Source organism: Pseudoalteromonas sp. PAST1 (genome assembly GCF_021532515.1).
Classification (GTDB): domain Bacteria; phylum Pseudomonadota; class Gammaproteobacteria; order Enterobacterales; family Alteromonadaceae; genus Pseudoalteromonas; species Pseudoalteromonas simplex.
Map to the genome: position 1 here is coordinate 1 of NZ_JAKGBH010000066.1, position 21,332 is coordinate 21,332.

18 protein-coding genes and 1 tRNA gene are annotated in these 21,332 nt (G+C 41.7%); 8 read left to right on the plus strand and 11 right to left on the minus strand.

Going from position 1 to position 21,332, the window contains the following annotated elements:
- Positions 1–384: 384 nt before the first annotated feature.
- From L1272_RS20715 to L1272_RS20735, 5 genes are all read left to right on the plus strand, one after another.
- Positions 385–1,332 carry an HlyD family secretion protein gene (locus tag L1272_RS20715; protein ID WP_235374199.1) on the plus strand — a complete coding sequence of 316 codons (948 nt, stop codon included), beginning with the start codon at positions 385–387 and terminating at the stop codon, positions 1,330–1,332.
- Complete coding sequence (locus L1272_RS20720; RefSeq protein ID WP_062567026.1) at positions 1,329–2,255, plus strand: ABC transporter ATP-binding protein; 927 nt, start codon at positions 1,329–1,331, stop codon at positions 2,253–2,255. The genes L1272_RS20715 and L1272_RS20720 overlap by 4 nt, the downstream gene beginning before the upstream one ends.
- A 2-nt stretch (positions 2,256–2,257) precedes the next feature.
- On the plus strand, positions 2,258–3,406 hold the full coding sequence (locus L1272_RS20725) for an ABC transporter permease (protein WP_235374204.1): 1,149 nt from the start codon (positions 2,258–2,260) through the stop codon (positions 3,404–3,406).
- 101 nt (positions 3,407–3,507) lie between these two features.
- On the plus strand, positions 3,508–4,638 hold the full coding sequence (locus tag L1272_RS20730) for a sugar ABC transporter substrate-binding protein (protein ID WP_235374200.1): 1,131 nt from the start codon (positions 3,508–3,510) through the stop codon (positions 4,636–4,638).
- On the plus strand, positions 4,635–6,872 hold the full coding sequence (locus L1272_RS20735; protein ID WP_235374201.1) for an ATP-binding protein: 2,238 nt from the start codon (positions 4,635–4,637) through the stop codon (positions 6,870–6,872). The genes L1272_RS20730 and L1272_RS20735 overlap by 4 nt, the downstream gene beginning before the upstream one ends.
- A gap of 10 nt (positions 6,873–6,882) precedes the next feature.
- Here L1272_RS20735 and gloA read toward each other — a convergent pair whose 3' ends face one another.
- Together gloA and L1272_RS20745 are read right to left on the minus strand one after the other, a co-directional pair.
- Positions 6,883–7,281 (minus strand): lactoylglutathione lyase, encoded by a 399-nt coding sequence (gene gloA / locus L1272_RS20740; protein WP_062567031.1) that lies wholly within the window; start codon positions 7,279–7,281, stop codon positions 6,883–6,885.
- Positions 7,282–7,500: 219 nt separating this feature from the next.
- A complete protein-coding gene (locus L1272_RS20745; RefSeq protein WP_054553700.1) occupies positions 7,501–9,408 on the minus strand; it encodes an aminotransferase class V-fold PLP-dependent enzyme in 1,908 nt (635 codons plus the stop codon).
- Between the two features lie 243 nt (positions 9,409–9,651).
- On the opposite strand from L1272_RS20745, the gene L1272_RS20750 reads away from it, so the two are divergent.
- The 3 genes from L1272_RS20750 to L1272_RS20760 all read left to right on the plus strand — a co-directional run bounded on the left by L1272_RS20750 (position 9,652) and on the right by L1272_RS20760 (position 11,901).
- The gene (locus L1272_RS20750; protein ID WP_235374202.1) at positions 9,652–11,187 is read left to right on the plus strand and encodes a S10 family peptidase; all 1,536 of its coding nucleotides are present in this window, start codon (positions 9,652–9,654) and stop codon (positions 11,185–11,187) included.
- 187 nt (positions 11,188–11,374) lie between these two features.
- Positions 11,375–11,599: a type II toxin-antitoxin system ParD family antitoxin gene (locus L1272_RS20755; protein ID WP_054553697.1), complete on the plus strand. Its 225-nt coding sequence runs from the start codon at positions 11,375–11,377 to the stop codon at positions 11,597–11,599.
- Between the two features lie 5 nt (positions 11,600–11,604).
- Positions 11,605–11,901, plus strand: a complete 297-nt coding sequence (locus L1272_RS20760) for a type II toxin-antitoxin system RelE/ParE family toxin (RefSeq protein ID WP_138602595.1) — start codon at positions 11,605–11,607, stop codon at positions 11,899–11,901.
- A gap of 23 nt (positions 11,902–11,924) precedes the next feature.
- Here L1272_RS20760 and nth read toward each other — a convergent pair whose 3' ends face one another.
- From nth to L1272_RS20805, 9 genes are all read right to left on the minus strand, one after another.
- Complete coding sequence (gene nth, locus L1272_RS20765) at positions 11,925–12,557, minus strand: endonuclease III (protein WP_054553695.1); 633 nt, start codon at positions 12,555–12,557, stop codon at positions 11,925–11,927.
- Positions 12,558–12,595: 38 nt separating this feature from the next.
- Positions 12,596–13,294: an electron transport complex subunit E gene (locus L1272_RS20770; RefSeq protein WP_209328645.1), complete on the minus strand. Its 699-nt coding sequence runs from the start codon at positions 13,292–13,294 to the stop codon at positions 12,596–12,598.
- Positions 13,294–13,929: an electron transport complex subunit RsxG gene (gene rsxG / locus L1272_RS20775; RefSeq protein ID WP_209328646.1), complete on the minus strand. Its 636-nt coding sequence runs from the start codon at positions 13,927–13,929 to the stop codon at positions 13,294–13,296. Before rsxG ends, L1272_RS20770 begins: the two co-directional genes overlap by 1 nt.
- Positions 13,929–14,984: an electron transport complex subunit RsxD gene (gene rsxD, locus L1272_RS20780; RefSeq protein WP_187490360.1), complete on the minus strand. Its 1,056-nt coding sequence runs from the start codon at positions 14,982–14,984 to the stop codon at positions 13,929–13,931. Before rsxD ends, rsxG begins: the two co-directional genes overlap by 1 nt.
- Positions 14,981–17,503 (minus strand): electron transport complex subunit RsxC, encoded by a 2,523-nt coding sequence (rsxC, locus tag L1272_RS20785; RefSeq protein WP_235374203.1) that lies wholly within the window; start codon positions 17,501–17,503, stop codon positions 14,981–14,983. Before rsxC ends, rsxD begins: the two co-directional genes overlap by 4 nt.
- Before the next feature lie 8 nt (positions 17,504–17,511).
- On the minus strand, positions 17,512–18,066 hold the full coding sequence (rsxB, locus tag L1272_RS20790) for an electron transport complex subunit RsxB (RefSeq protein ID WP_054563643.1): 555 nt from the start codon (positions 18,064–18,066) through the stop codon (positions 17,512–17,514).
- A gap of 1 nt (position 18,067) precedes the next feature.
- The gene (gene rsxA, locus L1272_RS20795; RefSeq protein ID WP_054553689.1) at positions 18,068–18,649 is read right to left on the minus strand and encodes an electron transport complex subunit RsxA; all 582 of its coding nucleotides are present in this window, start codon (positions 18,647–18,649) and stop codon (positions 18,068–18,070) included.
- A gap of 438 nt (positions 18,650–19,087) precedes the next feature.
- Entirely contained in the window at positions 19,088–21,031 is a 1,944-nt protein-coding gene (locus tag L1272_RS20800; RefSeq protein WP_054553688.1) for an EAL domain-containing protein, read from the minus strand.
- 185 nt (positions 21,032–21,216) lie between these two features.
- Positions 21,217–21,293, minus strand: a tRNA-Asn gene (locus L1272_RS20805).
- Positions 21,294–21,332: the final 39 nt, after the last annotated feature.

Genomic DNA, 21,332 nt, shown 5'->3' on the forward strand with positions numbered 1-21,332 from the left:
TCCCCATCGTCTAGAGGCCTAGGACACCGCCCTTTCACGGCGGTAACAGGGGTTCGAATCCCCTTGGGGACGCCACTTATTCAAGTAGGTTATGTGTAGTGGGGCGGTGAACACCGCGCAATCTATGTACAACGTTATCAAGAGTACGAATCTCTTGGGGACGCCACTTACTTTAAGTAAGTAATGTGTTGGAAAGACTATCTTTTAAATATCATTTCAAATATAACTAAGATTTTTCAACTTAAGATTCCTTATTCTCCATATATCTTTACGATATAGACTCCATATATTTCTAAAACTTTAATTCCTATCGATCACTTTTACAGATCATTTTAATACTTTATAGTATCTAGCAACTCATCAGCTAACCATAAGGAAATTAAAATGTTAGCTAAACGTGTTGTACTCATACTAATTTCTTTAGTCATTACTGCTTGCTCAGACTCAAATGAGGGAGTAGCGCTAGGAACGCTTGAGCGTGAGCGTGTGATCCATCCTGCAACGTCTAACGAAATACTGATCGATTTACCCGTTTCAGCAGGCCAGTTGGTCGAAAAAGGGCAGGTGATTGCAAAGTTTGATGCCGAACTACAACAAGCGATTGTTGCTAAAGCACAAGCTCAATTAGCTCAAGCCACTGCATTTCTTGAAAAAACCTTGAATGGTGCTCGCCCCGAAGAAGTTGCTGCCGCATCAGCCAAAGTAGCAGCAGCCAATGCTGCATATACGCAAAGCGAAGCTAATTTTCGCCGTGCAAAAACCTTAGTTAAAGATAAACTCGCAAGCCAAGAAACCTTAGACAGTGCAACCGCTGCACGCGATGAGACTTTCGCTAATTTAGAATCAGCAAAGCAGAACTTAAATGAATTAACAAATGGTTCTCGCGTTGAAGATATTAATAGTGCGAAAGCGCAAGTTCAGGCGGCAGAAGCAGAACTAAAAGTACAGCAAAAATACCTCTCAGATCTGACAATTAAAGCGATGCGTGCTGGCAGGGTCGATAATTTACCTTGGCACGTAGGTGAGCGAGTTACTAAAGGCAGCCCTGTCGTTATAATTCAAGCAAACAGCGCACCTTACGCACGCGTATATATCCCTGAACCATATCGTGCCAAGCTCAATCAGGGCATGACACTTACGGTTCGCGTCGATGGCATAGATAAAGATATTCAGGGTGAACTGACCTGGATTGCCACAGAGCCTGCGTTCACGCCTTTTTATGCCCTTAATCAGGAAGAACGTGCGCGATTAATGTATCTTGCTGAGGTAACACTACCCACAAGTGAAAATAATTTACCGACAGGCGTACCTGCTCAAGTGATTATGCCATGACTGAATCGGTGATCCATGCCAAAGGTTTGGTAAAACAATTTGGCGATTTAAAAGCGATTGATAACCTTGATCTAGACGTTGAGCAAGGGCAAATTTATGGCTTTTTGGGCCCTAATGGCTGTGGTAAAACGACTGCAATCCGTATGCTTACAGGGTTATTGAAGCCAACCTCTGGTGATATCAATGTGCTTGGCTTGAGTCTGCCAAAAGATGCTGAAAAGCTCAGAACACAACTCGGTTATATGACGCAAAAGTTTTCACTTTATAGTGACTTGACCGTACTTGAAAACCTAAAGTTCATGGCGGCGCTTTACCCGTTTAAAAAGCAGCAAAAGCAACAAAGAATTGACGAATTGCTCCATACCTATGGCCTTGATCAAAGAGTAGATCAAATGGCCGGAAGTATGAGTGGGGGCCAACGGCAGCGCTTAGCATTAGCTGCTGCAGTGATTAATAAACCGAAAATTTTATTTCTTGATGAACCAACATCGGCAGTCGATCCACAAAATCGCCGTGATTTTTGGGAAACACTGTTTGATTTAAGTAATGCCGGTACCACGATATTAGTTACCACTCATTACATGGATGAAGCCGAGCGTTGTCATCGTTTAGCCATTTTAGAATCTGGTATTAAACGCGCGGATGGCTCTCCAAAGCAATTAATGACAGACATGCACGCTCATGTTGTAGAAATCGCAGGGGCGCAAACCAGAGAATTAAAAAAACAGCTCGCAACAATCGACCATGTTATTTCAGCCACTCAGCTAGGTGCACAGCTGCGAGTATTAGTAAAAAAAGATGTTCAAGATCCCGTTGAGTTCATAAAACAGCAATCATTTTGTCAGGATACGTGGCAAGTAAATAGTGTGCGTCCAAGCCTTGAAGACGTGTTTGTCACCTGCACAGGGCAGGGCCGACAATGAGTATTGTGACTTCATTAAGCCGCATAAAAGCAATTGTAAGCAAAGAATTATTACAATTACGCCGTGATCGAATGACCTTTGCGATGGTGGTGATGATCCCCCTTATCCAACTGATTCTATTTGGTTACGCTATTAACACCAACGTTAAAGATATCCCTGTTGCAGTGGTCGATCATAGTCAAACTGCGCTCAGTCGCATTTTAGTACAAACAGTATCGGCGACAAATGTGGTTAAAGTGACAGATTATTACGACAGTATAGAGCAGGCACAAACAGCAATCGCGAGCGCGAAAGTGCGGGCTGTGCTGTTTATACCCCACGATGTGGCAAACCGACTTGCCCAGCACCCAACAGTGGGTTTTGGTTTGCCTGATGGCAGTAATGAGTCGTTAGTCAGGCCAATTGCGCATTGGTTAGTTGATGGTTCAGATACAATGGTCGCGTCGAGCATAAAATCGCTGCGCAATATGGCGCTTGCAGAGCTTCTCGATAAGCCTGCGAATAGAACGTATCCGACCTTTGAGACGACCTTATTTTATAACCCAGAGCAACGCTCTGCAGTGAATATTGTGCCAGGTTTAGCTGCTGTTATTTTAACCATGACGATGATTATGTTTACCTCTGCAGCCATTGTTAAAGAGCAAGAGCGAGGTAATATGGAGCTCTTAATCACCTTACCGTTAAGCTCACTTGAATTAATGATTGGTAAAGTGGTGCCTTATATCTTTATTGGTTTTATTCAGTTATTTATTATACTAGGTATGGGTAAGCTCTTGTTTCATATTCCTTTTGGAGGTGGTTTAGTCGCATTGGTTGTCGCAACCTTTGCGTTTATATGTGCCAGTTTAGTGCTTGGCTTAGTCCTTTCAACCATCGCTAAAAATCAGCTTCAAGCAATGCAAATGACAATTTTCATTCTGTTACCCTCGATATTATTATCAGGTTTTGTATTTCCTTATGAAGGCATGCCAAAGGCAGCGCAATGGCTTGCTGAGTGCTTACCCGCAACGCATTACCTAAGGTTAATACGTGGAATTGTGCTAAAAGATGTCAATCTAATAAGCATGAGCAGTGATTTACTTTGGCTGTTAGCCTTTACAATTTTGGGCTTGGCTGTGGCTGCATTTAGGTTTAAGAAAACCCTTGATTAGGCTAGGCAATTTAAGACATATATGCTTAACTAAAGTGTAATTTTAATTCTTTTTGAGTAGATGTAAGCGTGTGGCGAGTATTTTGGGTGGCGGTGCTACTAGTGACGTTTGATTGCTATGCAGCAACGATAAACCTAGCCCATACCATGAAGCATGAGCACTTTAATGAGCTGTTAAGCACACTTGCTGAACAAAGTGGCTTGACGGTTAATTCTGTATTAGTTGACCAAAAGGCGCTAAAAGTCAGGCTGGTGCAAAATACCAGTACCAGCACCTCTACAGACGTTGTTATTGTACCTGCTGATCATTTAGGCCTTGATAAATATGCCAACTACAGCGTTATCCCAGACTCACTCATAGCTGATACCACAGACAAGCGAACCTTAGAAACAGCAAAGCTAAACAACACGCTCTTAGGTATACCCATCATTCAAGGCAATCACCTATTACTTTTTTATAATAAGCAGTTTGTTAAAGAGCCAATAGAAAATTGGCAGGATATATACCGAATTCAATCATCATTGCCTGAAAAAGTGAAACTCGTTACATGGAGTTTTATGGAAATGTATTGGTTTATCCCGTTCTTGTCGGCTTTTAATGGCGACCTAATTGTAGATAACCATGTTCAGCTTAATACACCGGCAATGCAATCGGCTCTCAAATTTGTTTGGGATTTAAATAAGCAAAACCTGGTTGATAGACAGTGCGATTACACTTGCTCAAATAATGCATTTAAAGCGCAGCAAGCAGCCTTCACCATCGATGGTGCTTGGGCGTTAAAAACGTATGAGCAGGCGCTTGGTGATAATTTAGCTGTGCAGCAATTGCCGAAACTTAATGGTGAGTATATGCAGCCTTATTACTCTACCTTTGTGTTGGCATTTCCAAATGATGGCTTAAATGGCGTTAATAAAGACAATTTGATCAAATTTGCTAAATTGGTTCAAGCAGAAAAATTTCAAACAATGATTTGGCAAAAGCTTCAAGATATCCCCGTTAATACTGAGGTGTTAAATAGTTTAAAATCACAACAAGGCACAGAGTTAGCAACCTTAATTGAAGCGATGCAATTTACAAAACCTATGCCTTCAACCGCATCGATGATCATCGTATGGGAAGTATTAAATAAAGGATTTATTCGCTATGGCAGTGGTGCCTTAACTGCTGAGCAAGCGGGGCTTTTTATGCAAGGGTTGGCAGAGCGTTCGATTGCCAATGAAGGGGATGAATGAGTAGTCCACGCTTTAGCCGCGCCTTATTTATCAGTGTATTACTACTGGTCATTATTCCCCTGCTGATCCTTGCAGGTTTGATGATAGGGCGTTTCTATTTAAGCTCAATTGACCAAGCAAATACGAGTTTACAATGGCAAGCTAGAAATAATGCGGCCAGCCTTGAACAACTCTTATTTAAGCTTGAGAAAAACAGCCAATTACTAAGTAGCACTAAGGCGATAACTGAGCTGCCAAATAAAGTGGTGTACTCACAGTTCGCGCTTGTGCAGCTACAAGAATTTGTTGCCCAAAATCCACAAATTAATGCATCAATTGTTATTGATAATCAAGGGTTTATAGTTGAAGGGTATCCGATCACTTCTTTAAATTTGAATTTTAAACTCACTAAAAGCATTCTCGACAGCGCTCAAACATCAACAGAGCAAAACACAATTCAAATTATCGATAACCCACAAGTTACTGAGCTACTCGCACCTTTACAGGCAAAACAAAATGCTTTACTGGCAATTACATCTAAGCTGTTGCATGAGCAAGATTCTCTCAGTGAGCCAATAATTAAAACGGGCGTGTTAGTGTCTTTTGTGCCTTTATCAGAGGCGTTAAAGTGGCTTGCAATACATAATGAGCAACCGGTTTATCAAGCGGGTAAGCAGGTACAAATTACAGCACAAGATAACATTTTATATAGCTTGGGCGATGCTGGCGATAACGGCAAATTAATGGGGCAGGCCTCAATCAGTAATGTTTTTTTTGCAGGTAAGCCAACCAGTTTACAGTTCCAAATTAATGAAGCAAAAACCACCTACACCAGCGCTGTAAAGCAAACGGCCATATTAGCTGGGCTGCTAATCGTAGGACTCTCTATTTTTTCATTTATCTTAGTGCGCTGGCTGACGGCACGGCTCCATAACCCGCTAAATCGCATTACTGCTCTTAGTCGTGAATATGCGTTAGGTAATTACAAACAAGATACCGACGATTTTCATTATCAAGAGTTTAAAGATATTGCAGATTCGCTCAGCAGCATGGCTGATACCATTGATATACAAATTACTTCATTGCAATTAGAAAAACTTCGCGCTGAGCGCTCTGAGCAAGTTAAAAGCCAATTCTTAGCCAATATGAGCCATGAGATACGCACTCCGATGAATGGTATTGTGGGCTTTTTGCAGCTACTCAATAAAAGCACGCTAACACAAGATCAAGCAGAGTTTGTAAGGCAAATTAATAACTGTAGTGATGTGTTATTAACCGTGATTAACGATATTCTCGACTTTTCAAAAATAGAGGCCAATAAAATAGAGCTCGAGTCGCGACAATGTGATTTAGTCGCGCTTTGCCATGACCTTATCTTACTATTCAAACCGAGTTGTGATGCCAAAGGAGTTGGCTGCCGGCTTGACGTCTCCCCATTACAATCGCTGAATGTTGAATGTGATGAAATACGTGTTAAACAAGTGCTGGTTAACTTGCTCTCTAACGCCGTTAAGTTCACCCATCAAGGAGAGATCGTTCTTTCGCTTATTCTGCAAAGCCGAGATGAACACCAGACAGCCGTCGTGTTATCGGTAAAAGATACAGGCATAGGTATCGCTGAAGATAAAATAACGGCCTTGTTTAATCCTTTTGTTCAGGCGCAAACTAGCACAACTCGTGAATATGGAGGGACCGGTCTTGGGCTTGCCATCAGTAAAGGAATGATTGATTTGATGGGTGGCACTATTGCTATCGACAGTGAGCTTGGCAAAGGCTCCGAGTTTACGGTTAATGTTAATTTTAAATCACTAAACCCACGGGACGCTAGTGCAAAAGTACACCAATCAGATGAAGACACTCAGTTCGATTTTAAAGCCGTCGACAAGCCAATATTAATTGCTGAAGATAACCCGATTAACCAAATTGTTATCACTAAGTATTTAACTCAATTAGGTCTAAATTATGAATTGGCAGAAAATGGAAAAATTGCCTGTGAGAAAACCCTAACACAAAACTACGCATTGATTTTAATGGATATTCAAATGCCGGTGATGGATGGATTAACTGCCAGCGAAAACTTACTTGCAAGGCCAGATTTTGATACGCCGATTATTGCAGTCAGTGCTAATGCGATGAAAGACGACATCGAAACAAGCGCAAAAATTGGTATCAGTGACCATATCGCAAAGCCAATTAATTTTGCTGAACTTGAAAAAGCACTCGCAAAATGGCTATCTCAGCAATCGCTGAAATAGCCGGTATGAATCAAAAAGTGTTGTTATCTTTTTTCTGAATTAACTCAATTGCATAACCATCTGGGTCTTTAACAAATGCAATTTCAGTTGTGCCGCCTTTTACAGGACCCGGCTCACGACTCACATTACCGCCAGCAGCTTTAATGTCTTCGCAGGCTTTATAAATATTATCAAACTCGATAGCAATATGACCGTATGCATTACCTAAATCATAGCTGTCTGTATCCCAGTTATAAGTAAGCTCAAGCACGGTCGAATCTTTTTCGTCACCATAACCGACAAAAGCAAGGGTGTAGCGGTACTCTTCGTTGTCTGCACGGCGCAGCTCTTTCATACCTAATACCTGCGTATAAAATTCAATTGATTTATCTAAATCAGCAACGCGAAGCATTGTGTGTAATAAGCGCATTTTAAGCATCCTCTTTCTTGTCTTTAAATTCGCACAATTTCAATAACGCAGCATGGTACAACGCTGCGCATTAAAATTATTAAAAATGGATTATAAGTTATTTCGATTGCATGCACAGTAGCATTGAGACAAAGCGTTTAATATGAAAAGGGTGGCGTTATGCAGCAATGAATAAGGACTGCTGCATAACAATGAGGTTTTTGCGGTATAAGCGAAAGCTTAGCTTTTCACTTTACCTTTAAGTACATAAATTTCACCATCAAAGCTCCCTTGAATTGTCAGACCTTGTCCCGCCAACTCTTTAAGATATTCGATATGCTCATTAGTGATATGTTGCCCCGGCACTAACAGAGGGATACCAGGAGGATAAGGCGTCACTAATCCTGCACAAATTCGGTTGTTACTTTTGCTAATTGGCACAGATTCACGTTCGCCATAGAACGCATCACTAGGAATACAGGCTAAGTCTATAGCAGGTAGATTCTCTGGTAGGCGTGTGCGCCTCATTGAAGTGGCAAGTTTTACTTTACCGCTATCAAGTTTCTTCAGCGCATTGTAAAGACGAATGATCTTTGAGCGTGTGCCACCAAGAGTTAGCAAAACCAAGATGGTGCTGTGTGTGTATTTTTCGATTTCAAGGCCAATTTCATCTAATAGAAATTTATGAATATCCTTTAATGAATACGGTAACTCACTAATATCGATAAGGATCTTCAGCGGGTCGTGACCCATGTTATCGCCACTAAAATGTGGGAATATATCCATGAAATCTTGTTTGTCGAGCACTTTAATATGTTTCAGTGATGCCATTTGCTGCTTAAACTCAGCAACGTGATTCAGCAGGGCATTTAGTAATTTATAACCTTCCATTTCTAATTGCTTTTGGCATACATCCAGCGAGGCAATGAGCTGATATTTTGGTGAGGTACTGGCGTAAATACTGTAGATCTCACGGAAGAAATCGGCATCGAAATCAGGGTCATTAACATGAATATAAGACGCCTGAGAGAACGCTGAAACCACTTTATGTGCCGAATGGGTAACATAGTCTGCGCCAGCATTAATAGCTGAGTAGTGGCGTAAACTTGGATGGAAAAGCGAGTAAGCAAACCACGCTTCGTCGATAAACACTTTAATACCGTGCTGGTGTGCAAATTCAACCACTTGTTTTAAATCGCTAAGCAGACCATCGTAAGTACAGCCGGTTAAAACCAGTAATTTAGCATCGCTATTTTGCTCAATCGCTTGCTTAATGTCAGCCAATGAAGGGGGCGCGAAGATACCATATTTAGGATTTAAAATACTCGATAAATAAATAGGTAAACTAGCCGATTGCAAAATGCCGTAATGTACTGATTTATGGCAGTTTCGGTCGATGATCACCTTATCGCCTTTACGTAGTAAAGTTTGCAAAATAATCTTATTTGAAGTGGATGACCCATTGGTAACAAAGTAGGTATGTTTTACTTCAAATGTCGCCGCCGCTGATTCTTGAGAGCGGCCTATGGTGTTGGTGCTGTCTGATAATGAACCAAGCGAGTCGACAGAAACCGACAGGTCGCCAACAAATACGTTACGGCCATAAAACTGATAAAAGTCTTTAATATACGGAGAATTTCTAAAGCTAGCACCGCCACTGTGACCAGGTGTGTGCCATGAATCGTTCGATTCACCCACATAACGACGGTAGGCGGTCCAAAATGGCGTTTCTGAACGATCATCAAAGTCATTGATCATATAGCCCAAGATTGCTTCGGGGTCTGAAATGACCTCATCTTTAAAAAAGAAAGATTCAATTTCTTCTGACTCGTTAACTATCTCCAAGCCTTTCGTATCGTCACCAATAACATAAACAGGCAGTTCTAGGCGTATGCCTTTTAATTGCTCGATAAAACGGCTATAGGTGCGCTCGCCATTGTTCAGTACATCCCAACTAAGTACTACAGCTTGAATATCGCCATCTTCCTCTACATATTTCAACGCCTGCTTGAGCTCTATGCACTCGATAATGTCGATATCAACATCACTTCGTTCAAAATTAGGGATTGTTTTTTCTAGGTTCGTTGAAAGCTCTTTTAAGGTGGCAGGATCTTGTTCAATTAACAAGATACGAAGTAAAGGTAACATAGCAACTCATATAAAAAATTTCACATTACTCAACAGCATAACGAAAGGATGGAAGCTTGTGAAATGATTACGCTGATATTTTTTGTTCCGATACTGATTATACTTTTTTCGTGTTAATCGCAGATAGTTGAAATTACATGTTCTTACTGTAAAAGTAATGCTTAAGTAAAAGCTTTCAGCGATAAAAGCACTCAAGCCAGATACAGATAAAAATAAAGATAAACATGCTAGGGAGAATAAAACATGGCGTATGTTGCCAATTTCAAAACTGTAGTCATCTCTACATTGTTTGCGTTTTGTACGAGCGCAGTTAATGCAGATGAAGTCTCAGATTCAAACAATAAAAAGTCGATACCCGAAGCCACTAAATTTGTGACCCAGCATAAAGGCACCTTTAATGGTACAAAGCTGAAATACGAAGCTGTAGCCGGTGAAACTTATTTGTTAAACAAAAACGAAGAGCCTAAAGCTGCTATCTTTTCGTTTGATTACCTAGCTGCAGATGACAACAAGAACAGACCCGTAACATTTATCTGGAATGGTGGCCCGGGCTCATCGTCTAATTGGTTACATATGGGCGCTTATGGTCCGAAACGAGTCGTGGTACCAAGCGATGCAACGGCTCCTGGATTGGCTCCTTACGAATTAAAAGATGCGCCTGAGACGATACTTGATGTGACTGATATGGTGTTTGTGGACCCTGTTGGTACAGGTTACTCGCGCGCCTTAGGTGACACTGACAGCAAAGCCTTTTGGGGCTTGAATCAGGATGCATCTGCTATTGCTGATTTTATTGCCCAGTGGCTAACAAAAGAAAACCGCTGGAATGCGCCAATATTTTTATTGGGAGAGAGCTATGGTACAACTCGAGCAGCAGCGGTTTCTAAAGTACTGATGGATAAACACCTGATTAATGTAAATGGCATTATTTTTGTATCACAAGCTTTAGACTATCAAGGTTCAAGCCCTTATGTTGATGACAACATCATTTCTTACATCACTTACATACCCACACTTGCTGCAACCGCTTGGTATCATAAAAAAGTAGACACATCTGGAGATTTTGAAGCGTTTATTGATGCGAGCCGACAATTTGCAGTTGATGAATTACTACCAGCCTTATTTAAGGGGAATGCCCTTAGTAAAGCTGACCGAAAGCAAATTGTTGACGGCCTTCACCGTTATACAGGGCTAAGCAAACAATATATTGAGCAGGTTGATTTACGCATTAATGCCTTTAGATTCGCTAAAGAGTTATTGCGTGATGAGGGCGTCGCAGTAGGCTTTCTTGATGGACGTTATAAGCTTGATGAACGAGACGATTTAACAGCAGCTCCTAAGCAAGACGCGTCAAAAGTGATAGGGCCAGCATATAAAGCGGCACTGATGAAATACATGCGCACAGATTTAAACGTACAGTGGAAAAGAAAATACCTAAACCCAGGCGATCCTGAGTTATCAGATAACTGGCGCTGGCGCACAGCTCCTGATGGACAAGGCTGGGAGCCAAGGTACGTCAATACAGCGCCAGATTTATCTTATGTGCTTCGCAGCAATCCACAAATGAAAGTGATGGTCGCCTCTGGTTATTACGATATTGTCACGCCATTTTTTGATGCTGAATACACCTTAAATAGACACGGTATATACGCTGATAAAATTGACTATCACTATTATCACGGCGGTCACATGATGTATGTTCACGAACCAGCAAGAGTGGCGCTGTTAAGAGATACGCGAGAATTTATTAAAAAGCAGGTGAGCCAAAACCCACGATAATGACTAGGAACATTGTGCCAAACCCTGTGTTAGGCACAATGCGCAAAGGGTGTGATAGAAAAGGTTAAGAACGTTACACATATAGTGCCTATCAAGGATTAACCATTGGTGCATATCGACCATATTTGTTGCCAATGTTTGCCAATATCTGCCATAATCAAAGACTGTAAATATATAGGAATTAACTATGGCAACTTTAAATATCTCTATTCCAGATGAAATGCGCTCATGGATTGATGCCCAAGTTGAGTCAGGTCGATTCTCAAATGCAAGTGATTATATCCGCGATTTGATCCGCCATAATCAGAGTGAAAAAGATGCTATTAGAATGGCATTAGTAGAGGGTGAGCTAAGTGGTGAGAGTGAGTTAACGGTTTTAGATATTATATCCAAATCCAAAAACAAAACTTAAAGCGAATGGCTAAATATATTCTCTCTAATAAAGCTCAGTATGACTTGGAGCGTATTTTTCAGTACACCGAAATTGAATTCGGTGTTTCTCAAGCAGAAAACTATTTAATTGGAATTCATGAAACGCTAATGGCTTTGTCTACTGAGCCGAGCCTTGCTCAAGATGTTAGCGATATCAAGCCAGGATATTCTCGGTATATATTTAGAAAGCACTACATCTTTTTTAAAAAAAGAGCCAACGATATTTTCATTGTGAGAATTCTGCATCAACAAATGAAGGTTCAACTACATCTAACAAGCTAATGCAGGTCAGCAATAATACTTAATTACTCTGTCTTTTCTTTAAACTCACACAAATCTTCGATAATACAGCTGCCGCATTTAGGTTTACGAGCAGTACACACATAGCGGCCATGCAGGATTAACCAGTGGTGTACATCGACCTTAAATTCTTTAGGTACCACTTTTTCTAGTTTTTGTTCTACAGCCACCACATCTTTACCCATGGCAAACTTAGTGCGGTTAGAAACGCGGAAAATGTGAGTGTCTACAGCAATTGTTGGCCAGCCAAAGGCACAGTTTAAAACAACATTTGCGGTCTTTCTGCCAACACCCGGTAATGCTTCGAGCGCTTCACGATTCTCTGGTACTTCTGAGTTATGTTTATTGACCAGAATCTCACACATTTTATAGACATTATTGGCTTTAGAATTAAACAAACCAATGGTCTTGATGTAATCACGAAGGCCTTCAAGGCCTAAATCAAGAATCGCTTGAGGCGTGTTAGCAACAGGGAATAGCTTACGGGTTGCTTTATTAACACCCACATCTGTAGCTTGTGCTGATAAGGTAACCGCAACTAATAACTCAAACGGGCTTGAGTATTCAAGCTCTGTTTCTGGGTGCGGGTTTTGCTCACGTAGACGAGATAAGATCTCATAGCGTTTTTCTTTATTCATGGTGGCGTAAAGCACGCAGTGACGGTGCGTGCTCTCCTTTAAGTTAAACTTGTTACTCGGGCTCTTGGGCCTTTTTCTACTTCTGGAGTAACAACTTGCTTAGATTTTATTTGTGTATCAATGACATTTTTTGCAGCAATCAGTAAACCAAGTCCTAAAAAGGCACCCGGTGGTAAGATAGCTAATAAAAATTGGTTATCAAAACTGAATACTTCAATTCGAAGTGCAGCAGCCCATGGCCCTAATAATAAATCAGCACCATCAAATAGTGTACCTTGACCAATAAGTTCACGCATTGCCCCTAGCACCACTAAAACTAACATAAAGCCAAGTCCCATCATCAGTCCGTCAAAGGCTGAAAGTGGCACTGTATTTTTAGAGGCGAATGCTTCTGCGCGACCGATAATGGCACAGTTGGTAACAATAAGCGGAATAAAAATCCCCAATGATTGATAAAGCCCAAATGTATAGGCATTCATCATCAGCTGCACGATGGTCACAAAGCCTGCGATGATCATCACAAAAACAGGAATACGAATATCTTTTGGTACCCAGTTACGCACAATCGATACGGTGACATTAGAACCAACCAGTACCAATAAAGTCGCTAAACCAAGGCCTAATGCATTGGTAACCGTCGAAGTAACAGCAAGTAGCGGGCACAAGCCTAATAACTGCACAAGGGCAGGGTTATTAGCCCACATACCATCTTTAAATAAGGTTTTAACTTGGCTCATTACTTGGCTCCTTGACAGATGTTTGGTGCAGCAAACAGATTATCAAATTCAGCTTGGGCAAACAGCACAGCTTGTTTTACTGAGCCGACAACGGCACGCGGTGTAATGGTTGCGCCAGTAAATTGATCAAATTGGCCACCATCTTTTTTAACAGCCCAGCGGCTATCATCTTCACTCAGTACATTTTGCCCTTTGAAAAGAGTGATCCAGTCTGATTTTTTGACCTCAACTTTATCGCCAAGGCCCGGTGTTTCTTCGTGCTTAGTTACACGAACACCCGCTATTTCACCATTGGCAAATACCGCCGTTAATAAGTTGATATCGCCACTATAACCACTTGGTGTTACATGGCGCATCACTAAAGCATACGGTTTAGTGTCTTTGTAGGCGCGGTAAATAACTTGCTCTGGACGTGGACCTAAGCGCTCATCGGTGATCACGACACAATCTTTGTATAGTTGATTGTCATAATGATGGGCATCAAGTACTTGCTGTAGCTGCTCTGCAAGTTGTTGCTTTTCTTGCTCTTCAATGCGCTCAGCAGTCAGGCTATGAGTCAGGGCTACAGTGCCTGTGGTAATAAGTGCAAATGCAGTAAGAATAGTGCCGTTTTTAGTCATTGAGGAAAGGATCATTATTTCACCCCATGGCCGTAAGTTCGTGGTTGCGTGTAGTAATCAATTAAAGGCACCGCCATATTTAACAGCAATACACTAAATGCCACTGCATCAGGGTAACCACCGAAAGTACGAATTAAGTAAACAAGTAGACCAATTAACGCGCCGTAAATTAAACGACCTCTATTCGTTGTTGATGCAGAAACTGGATCGGTAGCAATAAAAAATGCCCCTAACATGGTTGCACCACTGAATAAGTGAAATACCACGCCCGGCTCTGTGCCCGGGGCTGCAATATAACCAATACCACTGCACACGGCTAATGAAGCTAAAAAGCTAACAGGGATATGCCAATTAATGATTTTAGCTTTTAATAAATAAAGACCACCTACTAAAAAGCCGAAGTTAACCCAGCCCCAACCAAGACCAAACCAGTCATTAAAAAGAGGCTTACTCATACTCTCAGCCACCGTTAGGTGATGGGCGACATCTGTTTTAACGGTATCAAGTGGTGTTGCCATGGTTGTGCCATCAATCGCTACACGTAACTGATCGACACTAAATCCAGCGCTGGTAAAACCATTGAAAATAACAGACAGCTGTTGTGAGAAGCTGATCGGAGATGCAAGTAAATCACTCACAGGTAACCAGCTGGTCATTTGCACCGGAAACGATACAAGTAGTAATACATAAGCAGCCATAGCAGGGTTAAATAAATTAAAGCCAAGGCCACCATAAAGCTGCTTTACAATAACAATGGCAAAGAGACAGCCAATTACGATAATCCACCAAGGTGCTAAAGGCGGAATACTCAACGCCAGTAATACGCCTGTTAACCACGCACTGCCATCACTGAGTGTTGGCCAAACTTTGCGTTTTCGAAGCAGTAATACAGCAGCTTCACAGGCACTAACAGTAATCAGCGCGAGAACAAGCTGAATTAACACAGCGCTACCAAAGAAGAAAACTTGCGCGATTAAGCCTGGAATACACGCAGCAATCACTGTCATCATTAATCGGCTTAATGATTTATGGCTATGATTATGCGGCGAACTCGCCATGGTTAGTTTCATGACTTATCGTTTCCTTCTTGTTGTAACTTTTTCGCTTTAGCTCTTGCAATGGCACGAGCGACCGCTGCTTTTTTCTTATCTTCGCTAGACTCAGGTTCATCAACCTGCTGTTTTGAATCATCCGTATCGCTTGAATCATCAAGTTGTTCTGATGATTCGTCACTCTGCGCTTGCTCTTTAGCGGCCTTTTTCGCTTTGGCTCGAGCTATGGCAGCTGCAACAGCGGCTTTTTTCTTATCTTCGCTAGATTCAGGAGCATCAGACTGCGGCTTAGCATCTGCCTCATCATTTGAATCATTTATTTGCTCTGGAGAATCGTCACTCTGCGCTTGCTCTTTAGCGGCTTTTTTGGCTTTAGCACGGGCGATAGCGGCTGCAACAGCGGCTTTTTTGTCATCAACTGGTGCGCTATCTTCTTCAGCTTCAGTTTGATTCTCAGCAGCTTGTGCTGCTTTTTTCGCTTTAGCACGGGCGATAGCAGCGGCAACAGCGGCTTTTTTGTCATCAACTGGTGCGCTATCTTCTTCAGCTTCAGTTTGATTCTCAGCAGCTTGTGCTGCTTTTTTCGCTTTAGCACGGGCGATAGCAGCTGCAACAGCAGCTTTTTTGTCATCTTTTGGCGCAGCGTCAGTTTCAGCAGAAGCGTTTTCTTCTGTAGCTTGCGCTGCTTTTTTCGCTTTAGCACGAGCGATAGCAGCTGCAACAGCAGCTTTTTTGTCATCTTTTGGTGCTGAGTCTGCTTCTACGTTATCTTCTGCAGCTTGCGCCGCTTTTTTCGCTTTAGCACGGGCAATAGCGGCAGCAACAGCAGACTTTTTATCGTCTTTATCGACGCCTTCTTCACCTTGCTCTAGTGCTTTTTGCTCTTTGTATTTACGTGCTTGTTCTTTACGTGCTGCACGCTCTTTAGCCACTTCAGAGTTATCAGGCTCAATCTCTGCACCTTGCTTTTTCGCTTTCGCACGGGCAATAGCTGCAGCGACAGCTGACTTACTGTCTTTATCATCAGATTTAGCTTTAACTCGGGCGAGTGCATCAGCCACTTTTTGTTTTTCGCCATCTGACTTAGCAGCCGGCTTGCGTTTGTGGCGGTTTTGACGCTCTTCTTGTTCGCGCTCTAAGCGCTCTTTACGTGCTTCAAAACGCTCTTTTGCTCGCTCTGCTTTGATTTGCTCTGCTTGCTGCTCTTTGATTTCAGCTTTAGCAACACGATAGTACTGCACCAAGGGTATTTCGCTTGGGCAAACATAAGCACAGGCGCCACATTCAATACAATCAAATAAATTGTGCTCGTTGAGTTTGTCGTATTCTTTAGACTTGGCAAACCATTGCAATTGCTGAGGTAACAATGATGCAGGGCAGGCGTCAGCACAGGCACTACAACGAATACAGGCTTTTTCATCACCCGGCTCAGCAAGCTCTTGGTGATCTGGCGCTAAAATACAGTTTGTCGTTTTAACGACACCAATACGCACGGTTGGCAGGGTAAAGCCCATCATTGGACCGCCCATAACCACACGTTGCTGTGGAACCGGAGAAAAGCCTTGGCAGTCTAATAAATGTTTAATTTCAGTGCCTAGTAAAGCCCACACATTACCTTGTTTATGAATGGTGTTACCGGTTACCGTTACTACACGCTCTATAAGAGGCTTACCTTCATGTACGGCTTGATTTACCGCAAACAAAGTACCGACATTTTGCACCAACATACCAATATCGGCAGGAATACTGCCATTTGGGACTTCTTTGCCTGTTAGCAGTTTAATTAGCTGCTTTTCACCGCCAGAAGGATAAACCGTTGGCACTGTTTGCACTATGATGCTGTCGTTATGTTGTGCAGCTTGTTTCATGGCAGCAATAGCATCGGGCTTATTATCTTCAATACCAATAATTGTCAGCTGTGGACTTAACAGCTGCTGCATTAATTCAATACCGGCAATTATACCATCGGCATGTTCGCGCATTAGCATGTCATCAGCGGTGATATAAGGTTCACACTCAACGGCATTAACAATTAAAAACTCGATGGCTTTACGGGTATCTGCTTTTACATAGGTTGGGAAACCTGCGCCGCCCATACCTGCGATACCACTTTGATGAATAATATCAACAAGCTCATCATGGGAAAGAGTTTTGGCATCAGTTACAGGATTAAGCTCGCACCAGTTATCTTCACCATCAGGTTCAATAATAACGCTAAGTTCAGGCAACGCCGACGGGTGAGCAGAGGGCATTGGGCAAATATCGCTGATCAACCCTGATGTTGGCGCGTGCACAGGCACAGACCAATTGCCGCTTGGTTTAGTTAATGCTTGGCCTTTTAAAACCTGCTGGCCTTTTTCAATAATAAGTTTACCGTTAGCACCAATGTGTTGTTTTAGAGATACAACGAGCTTGTCTGGTAGTGGCAGTCTTGCAATGGCTTGTGTTGTTGATTGCAGCTTTTGACCCGGTGGGTGAATGCCCCCAGGTATAGACCACACTTTGCCTTGTTTAATTTGATCTATTAACTTTTCCATCTGTGCTCCTAATCTACCTGAGTCACAGGGATTGCGTTTAATTGCCATTTCCAGGTTTGTTTAGTTTCTTTTACAGGCAGCATATCAATACAGTCTACAGGGCATGGTTCAACACATAAGTCACAACCGGTACATTCATCAATTAATACAGTGTGCATTTGGCGGGTTGCGCCAACGATGGCATCAACAGGGCAGGCTTGAATACATTTGGTACAGCCAATACATTCATCTTCACGAATATAGGCAACGGTCTTAACAGGATCTGCTTGCTCACCGCCTGCCAGCGGTTTTGCTTCTACACCCATTAAATCAGCGAGTTTTTTTACCGTGGCTTCGCCGCCTGGTGGGCACTTATTGATTTCGTCACCATTGGCAATTGCTTCTGCATAGGGACGACAGCCAGGGTAGCCACATTGGCCACACTGTGTTTGCGGTAAAATGGTATCAATTTGGTCAACAATAGGGTTGCTCTCAACGCGAAAACGCACGGCGGCAAAACCTAAAATTAAACCAAATATTAGCGCTAATGAACCTAACGCTATCAAAGCATAAAACAAGGTCATATTAAAACTTCACTAATCCTGTAAAACCCATAAAGGCCATCGACATAAGGCCTGCGGTGATCATCGCAATTGAAGCACCCTTAAAAGGAGCAGGGACATCAGCCGCAGCTAAACGCTCACGTAATGCGGCAAACAGTATTAACACCATAGAGAAACCCACTGCGGCACCAAAGCCATACACGGCCGATTGTAAGAATGAGTGGTCTTCTTTGATATTAAGTAGGGCAACACCTAAAACAGCACAGTTAGTGGTAATAAGCGGTAAGAAAATCCCTAATAAGCGATAAAGTGTCGGGCTGGTTTTTCTCACCACCATTTCGGTAAATTGCACGACAACAGCGATAACCAAAATAAAGCTCATGGTACGCAAAAATTCGATATCCAGCGGGATCAAAATATAATGATTCACCAGATAACTGGTCACGGAGGCAAGTGTAAGTACAAAGGTTGTGGCTAAAGACATACCAATCGCGGTATCTAACTTACCCGATACACCCATAAACGGGCATAAACCTAAGAATTGAACTAAAACGAAGTTGTTGACTAGCACAGTGCCAATCAATAACAAGACATACTCTGTCATGCGTGCCTCACGAGAATAAAAACGGCTCTATTATCCTTTTTTATGGGGGCCGACACAACACATGAGGGACGAATAGCTAAAATTAACAAAGCTGTTTACGATTAAAGTGTTAAAGCAAAGTTAATATACCCAATCCACCTCAAGATGCGAGTTTCAGTTGGAATTAAAAGCGATTTAGGCAAGGCATTGATTGCAAATAATAGTGGTTCTATTGTTAAAATCAATAACGCAGTATAAATCGCTTTTAAACCAACCCTTTGGGCGTTTCACAGGCACTTACTCTCATCGTTGTTACTTCTTAAAAGGGACTGCCATTCCTGCAAAGTAACGCCTTGATATTAAGCACCTGTGAAACGCTGAATTCTGCATCTTGAGGTGGCTTGGGTATAGCTGGAATAGGCCCAAAAATAGTAAGGTTTTTTGGGCCTTAAAGAGGGGTTAGATATCTTTTGGCTTTTCGATGTAATAGCCTTGCACACCATCTAAACACAGTGTTTCGATGATGTGTTTTTCTTCTTGGCTTTCGACGCCTTCAGCAAATACACTCACACCAATACGGTGAGCTAGATCCACCATTAAACGCATAAAGTATTGGTTGTTTTTATCTTCTTCAAGGCCGCGGGTGTAGCTTGCGTCCATTTTGATAAAGTCTGGTTTTAAGTCTCTAAAGAATTTAAATGACGTTAAACCCACACCAAAACGCTCTACGGTAATACGTGCACCCACGCGGTGTACCATATCGATAAAGCGTTTACTTGCTTTAATGTTTTGTTGTAATCCAAACTCGCTGACTTCAAATATAAGCTTAGAGGCGATATTGCTGTCTTTAAGTAATCGGCGCTCTAACCAGATCACAAATTGATCATTGTGAGCGCTTGATGCAGTAACATTAATACCAAAGAATTTTTCAGAGAAATTACGCGTTTTAACCTTCTCTAAAGTGGTATCGATAATTAAACGGTCAATTTCCATTGCCATTTCTAGCTTTTCTGCCATTGCAAGAAAAGAGGCCGTTGGCAGCATTTGGTTTTCTGCAGTTTTGAAACGAACTTGGATCTCAGCATAGGCTTTAACACTTTTACCTATTGGCATAATGTTCTGCATAACCAAGTGCACACGTTTCGATTCGATCACTTCGGTAATGACTTTACGCCAGTTTTGGTTACCAAAACCTGCGCTGGCGTTATTAACTAAATCAGTTTCACGCTGTACATGCCATGCATTTGCTTGTTTTGATTGCGCCATGCTCATTGCATTATCAACAATTGATAATAACTCACCAAGCGGCTTACCTTTTTCGTAGCCAACTATACCTGTGTTAGCAACTGAGCTTAATTCTTGGTTTTGCTGATACTGAGTAAAACGCGATTGTAAGTTATCGCCAAAGCGTTCAGCTTCTTTAAGTGGGGTATTAGGCAGTACCACAGCAAAATCAGAACTGTTTAAACGAAAAACCTGACTGCCTGTATAGGTGCCGCTAATATGTTTAATAATATCGGCCACACCTTTTACGTATTCATCACCTTTTTGGTAACCACGTGTTTGGTTTATTGTTTGTAGCTCACTACAACGCACCATAGCAAGTGAACCAAAGGTGCTTTTTTCTGCATTCTCAATATTTTTTTCGTAATACTCTACAAACATATTACGATTGCCAAGGTTAGTGACTACATCTTTATAGGCTTCTTTTTTAATACTTAGCGCATTATTTTGAATATCATCGTGTTTAGTTTGTAAAAAGTGTGACAGACGATTGAACGAAGGAATTAAATCTTTGCTTAGCTTCTTTAATCTTGAAGTGTCCATAGCTTGTTCAATATCGTCGCTTACTTGATTCTGATTTATGTATATATCGACAATATCAGCAACTGTTGTGCTTATTTTTCTGTTTAAGCGACGGAACATACTGTTCATATAAATAATTGGTAATAATGCAATCAATCCAGATATCAAAATGACAATAAACATCGCTTGTTGCAGCAGAGTTGCTAGGTTATGAGCATTGATCGTAAATTCAATTTTTATGTCAGATGTCTGGTTCACTGCAAATTGAGGCCGGATAGAGTTAAATGAATTATTAACTAATTCAGCAAACAAGGGGAGGGGCTGACTAGACTCTATCATTGTAACAACTTTGCCAGTTTGATCGCGGATTACAAATTTAGAAAAAGTACTGCCATCAGAAAGTGCTTGCCTAAGTTTCTCTGGTGCCAGCTGTTCAATAGTTTGTGAGTTTATATAGGCATTAACTACACGCTGTGCTTTTTGCTGGGCATCACTTACTGCACTGTCAAAACTAATTGCAATAAAATATCCGCCTAATAATGCGAATAGTAGCCAAGAAATAAGTTGTACGAATATGAGTTTTTTAAAACCAGCCATGTTTCTTATCTTTTAAAAGCCTAAAAGGAAGGAATCAATTCCTTGATTGATCGGTTTAATAATAGTGAATTCTATTTTATATCAAAGCATATAAATAACTTACACTAGAGTAGTGTATAAGCGCTGGAAAGTCTAATACAATCGGTGAGGCAAAAAAGAGATAAAATTTAATATATTCGTAGAGTTGGCTCCCCCTCCCCGACTCGAACGGGGGACCTGCGGATTAACAGTCCGTCGCTCTAACCAACTGAGCTAAGGCGGAACTAAATAGAGTAGTGCGGTGCTATGATTTGGCTCCCCC

Coding starts and splice junctions, on each gene's coding strand:
- L1272_RS20755 (WP_054553697.1), top strand. CDS start 11,375: ATGGCAACTTTAAATATCTCTATTCCAGATGAAATGCGCTCATGGATT.
- L1272_RS20770 (WP_209328645.1), bottom strand. CDS start 13,294: ATGAGCCAAGTTAAAACCTTATTTAAAGATGGTATGTGGGCTAATAAC.
- rsxA (WP_054553689.1), bottom strand. CDS start 18,649: ATGACAGAGTATGTCTTGTTATTGATTGGCACTGTGCTAGTCAACAAC.
- L1272_RS20745 (WP_054553700.1), bottom strand. CDS start 9,408: ATGTTACCTTTACTTCGTATCTTGTTAATTGAACAAGATCCTGCCACC.
- L1272_RS20750 (WP_235374202.1), top strand. CDS start 9,652: ATGGCGTATGTTGCCAATTTCAAAACTGTAGTCATCTCTACATTGTTT.
- rsxB (WP_054563643.1), bottom strand. CDS start 18,066: ATGACCTTGTTTTATGCTTTGATAGCGTTAGGTTCATTAGCGCTAATA.
- L1272_RS20760 (WP_138602595.1), top strand. CDS start 11,605: ATGGCTAAATATATTCTCTCTAATAAAGCTCAGTATGACTTGGAGCGT.
- L1272_RS20720 (WP_062567026.1), top strand. CDS start 1,329: ATGACTGAATCGGTGATCCATGCCAAAGGTTTGGTAAAACAATTTGGC.
- L1272_RS20715 (WP_235374199.1), top strand. CDS start 385: ATGTTAGCTAAACGTGTTGTACTCATACTAATTTCTTTAGTCATTACT.
- gloA (WP_062567031.1), bottom strand. CDS start 7,281: ATGCGCTTATTACACACAATGCTTCGCGTTGCTGATTTAGATAAATCA.
- rsxC (WP_235374203.1), bottom strand. CDS start 17,503: ATGGAAAAGTTAATAGATCAAATTAAACAAGGCAAAGTGTGGTCTATA.
- L1272_RS20800 (WP_054553688.1), bottom strand. CDS start 21,031: ATGGCTGGTTTTAAAAAACTCATATTCGTACAACTTATTTCTTGGCTA.
- rsxG (WP_209328646.1), bottom strand. CDS start 13,929: ATGATCCTTTCCTCAATGACTAAAAACGGCACTATTCTTACTGCATTT.
- rsxD (WP_187490360.1), bottom strand. CDS start 14,984: ATGAAACTAACCATGGCGAGTTCGCCGCATAATCATAGCCATAAATCA.
- L1272_RS20735 (WP_235374201.1), top strand. CDS start 4,635: ATGAGTAGTCCACGCTTTAGCCGCGCCTTATTTATCAGTGTATTACTA.
- nth (WP_054553695.1), bottom strand. CDS start 12,557: ATGAATAAAGAAAAACGCTATGAGATCTTATCTCGTCTACGTGAGCAA.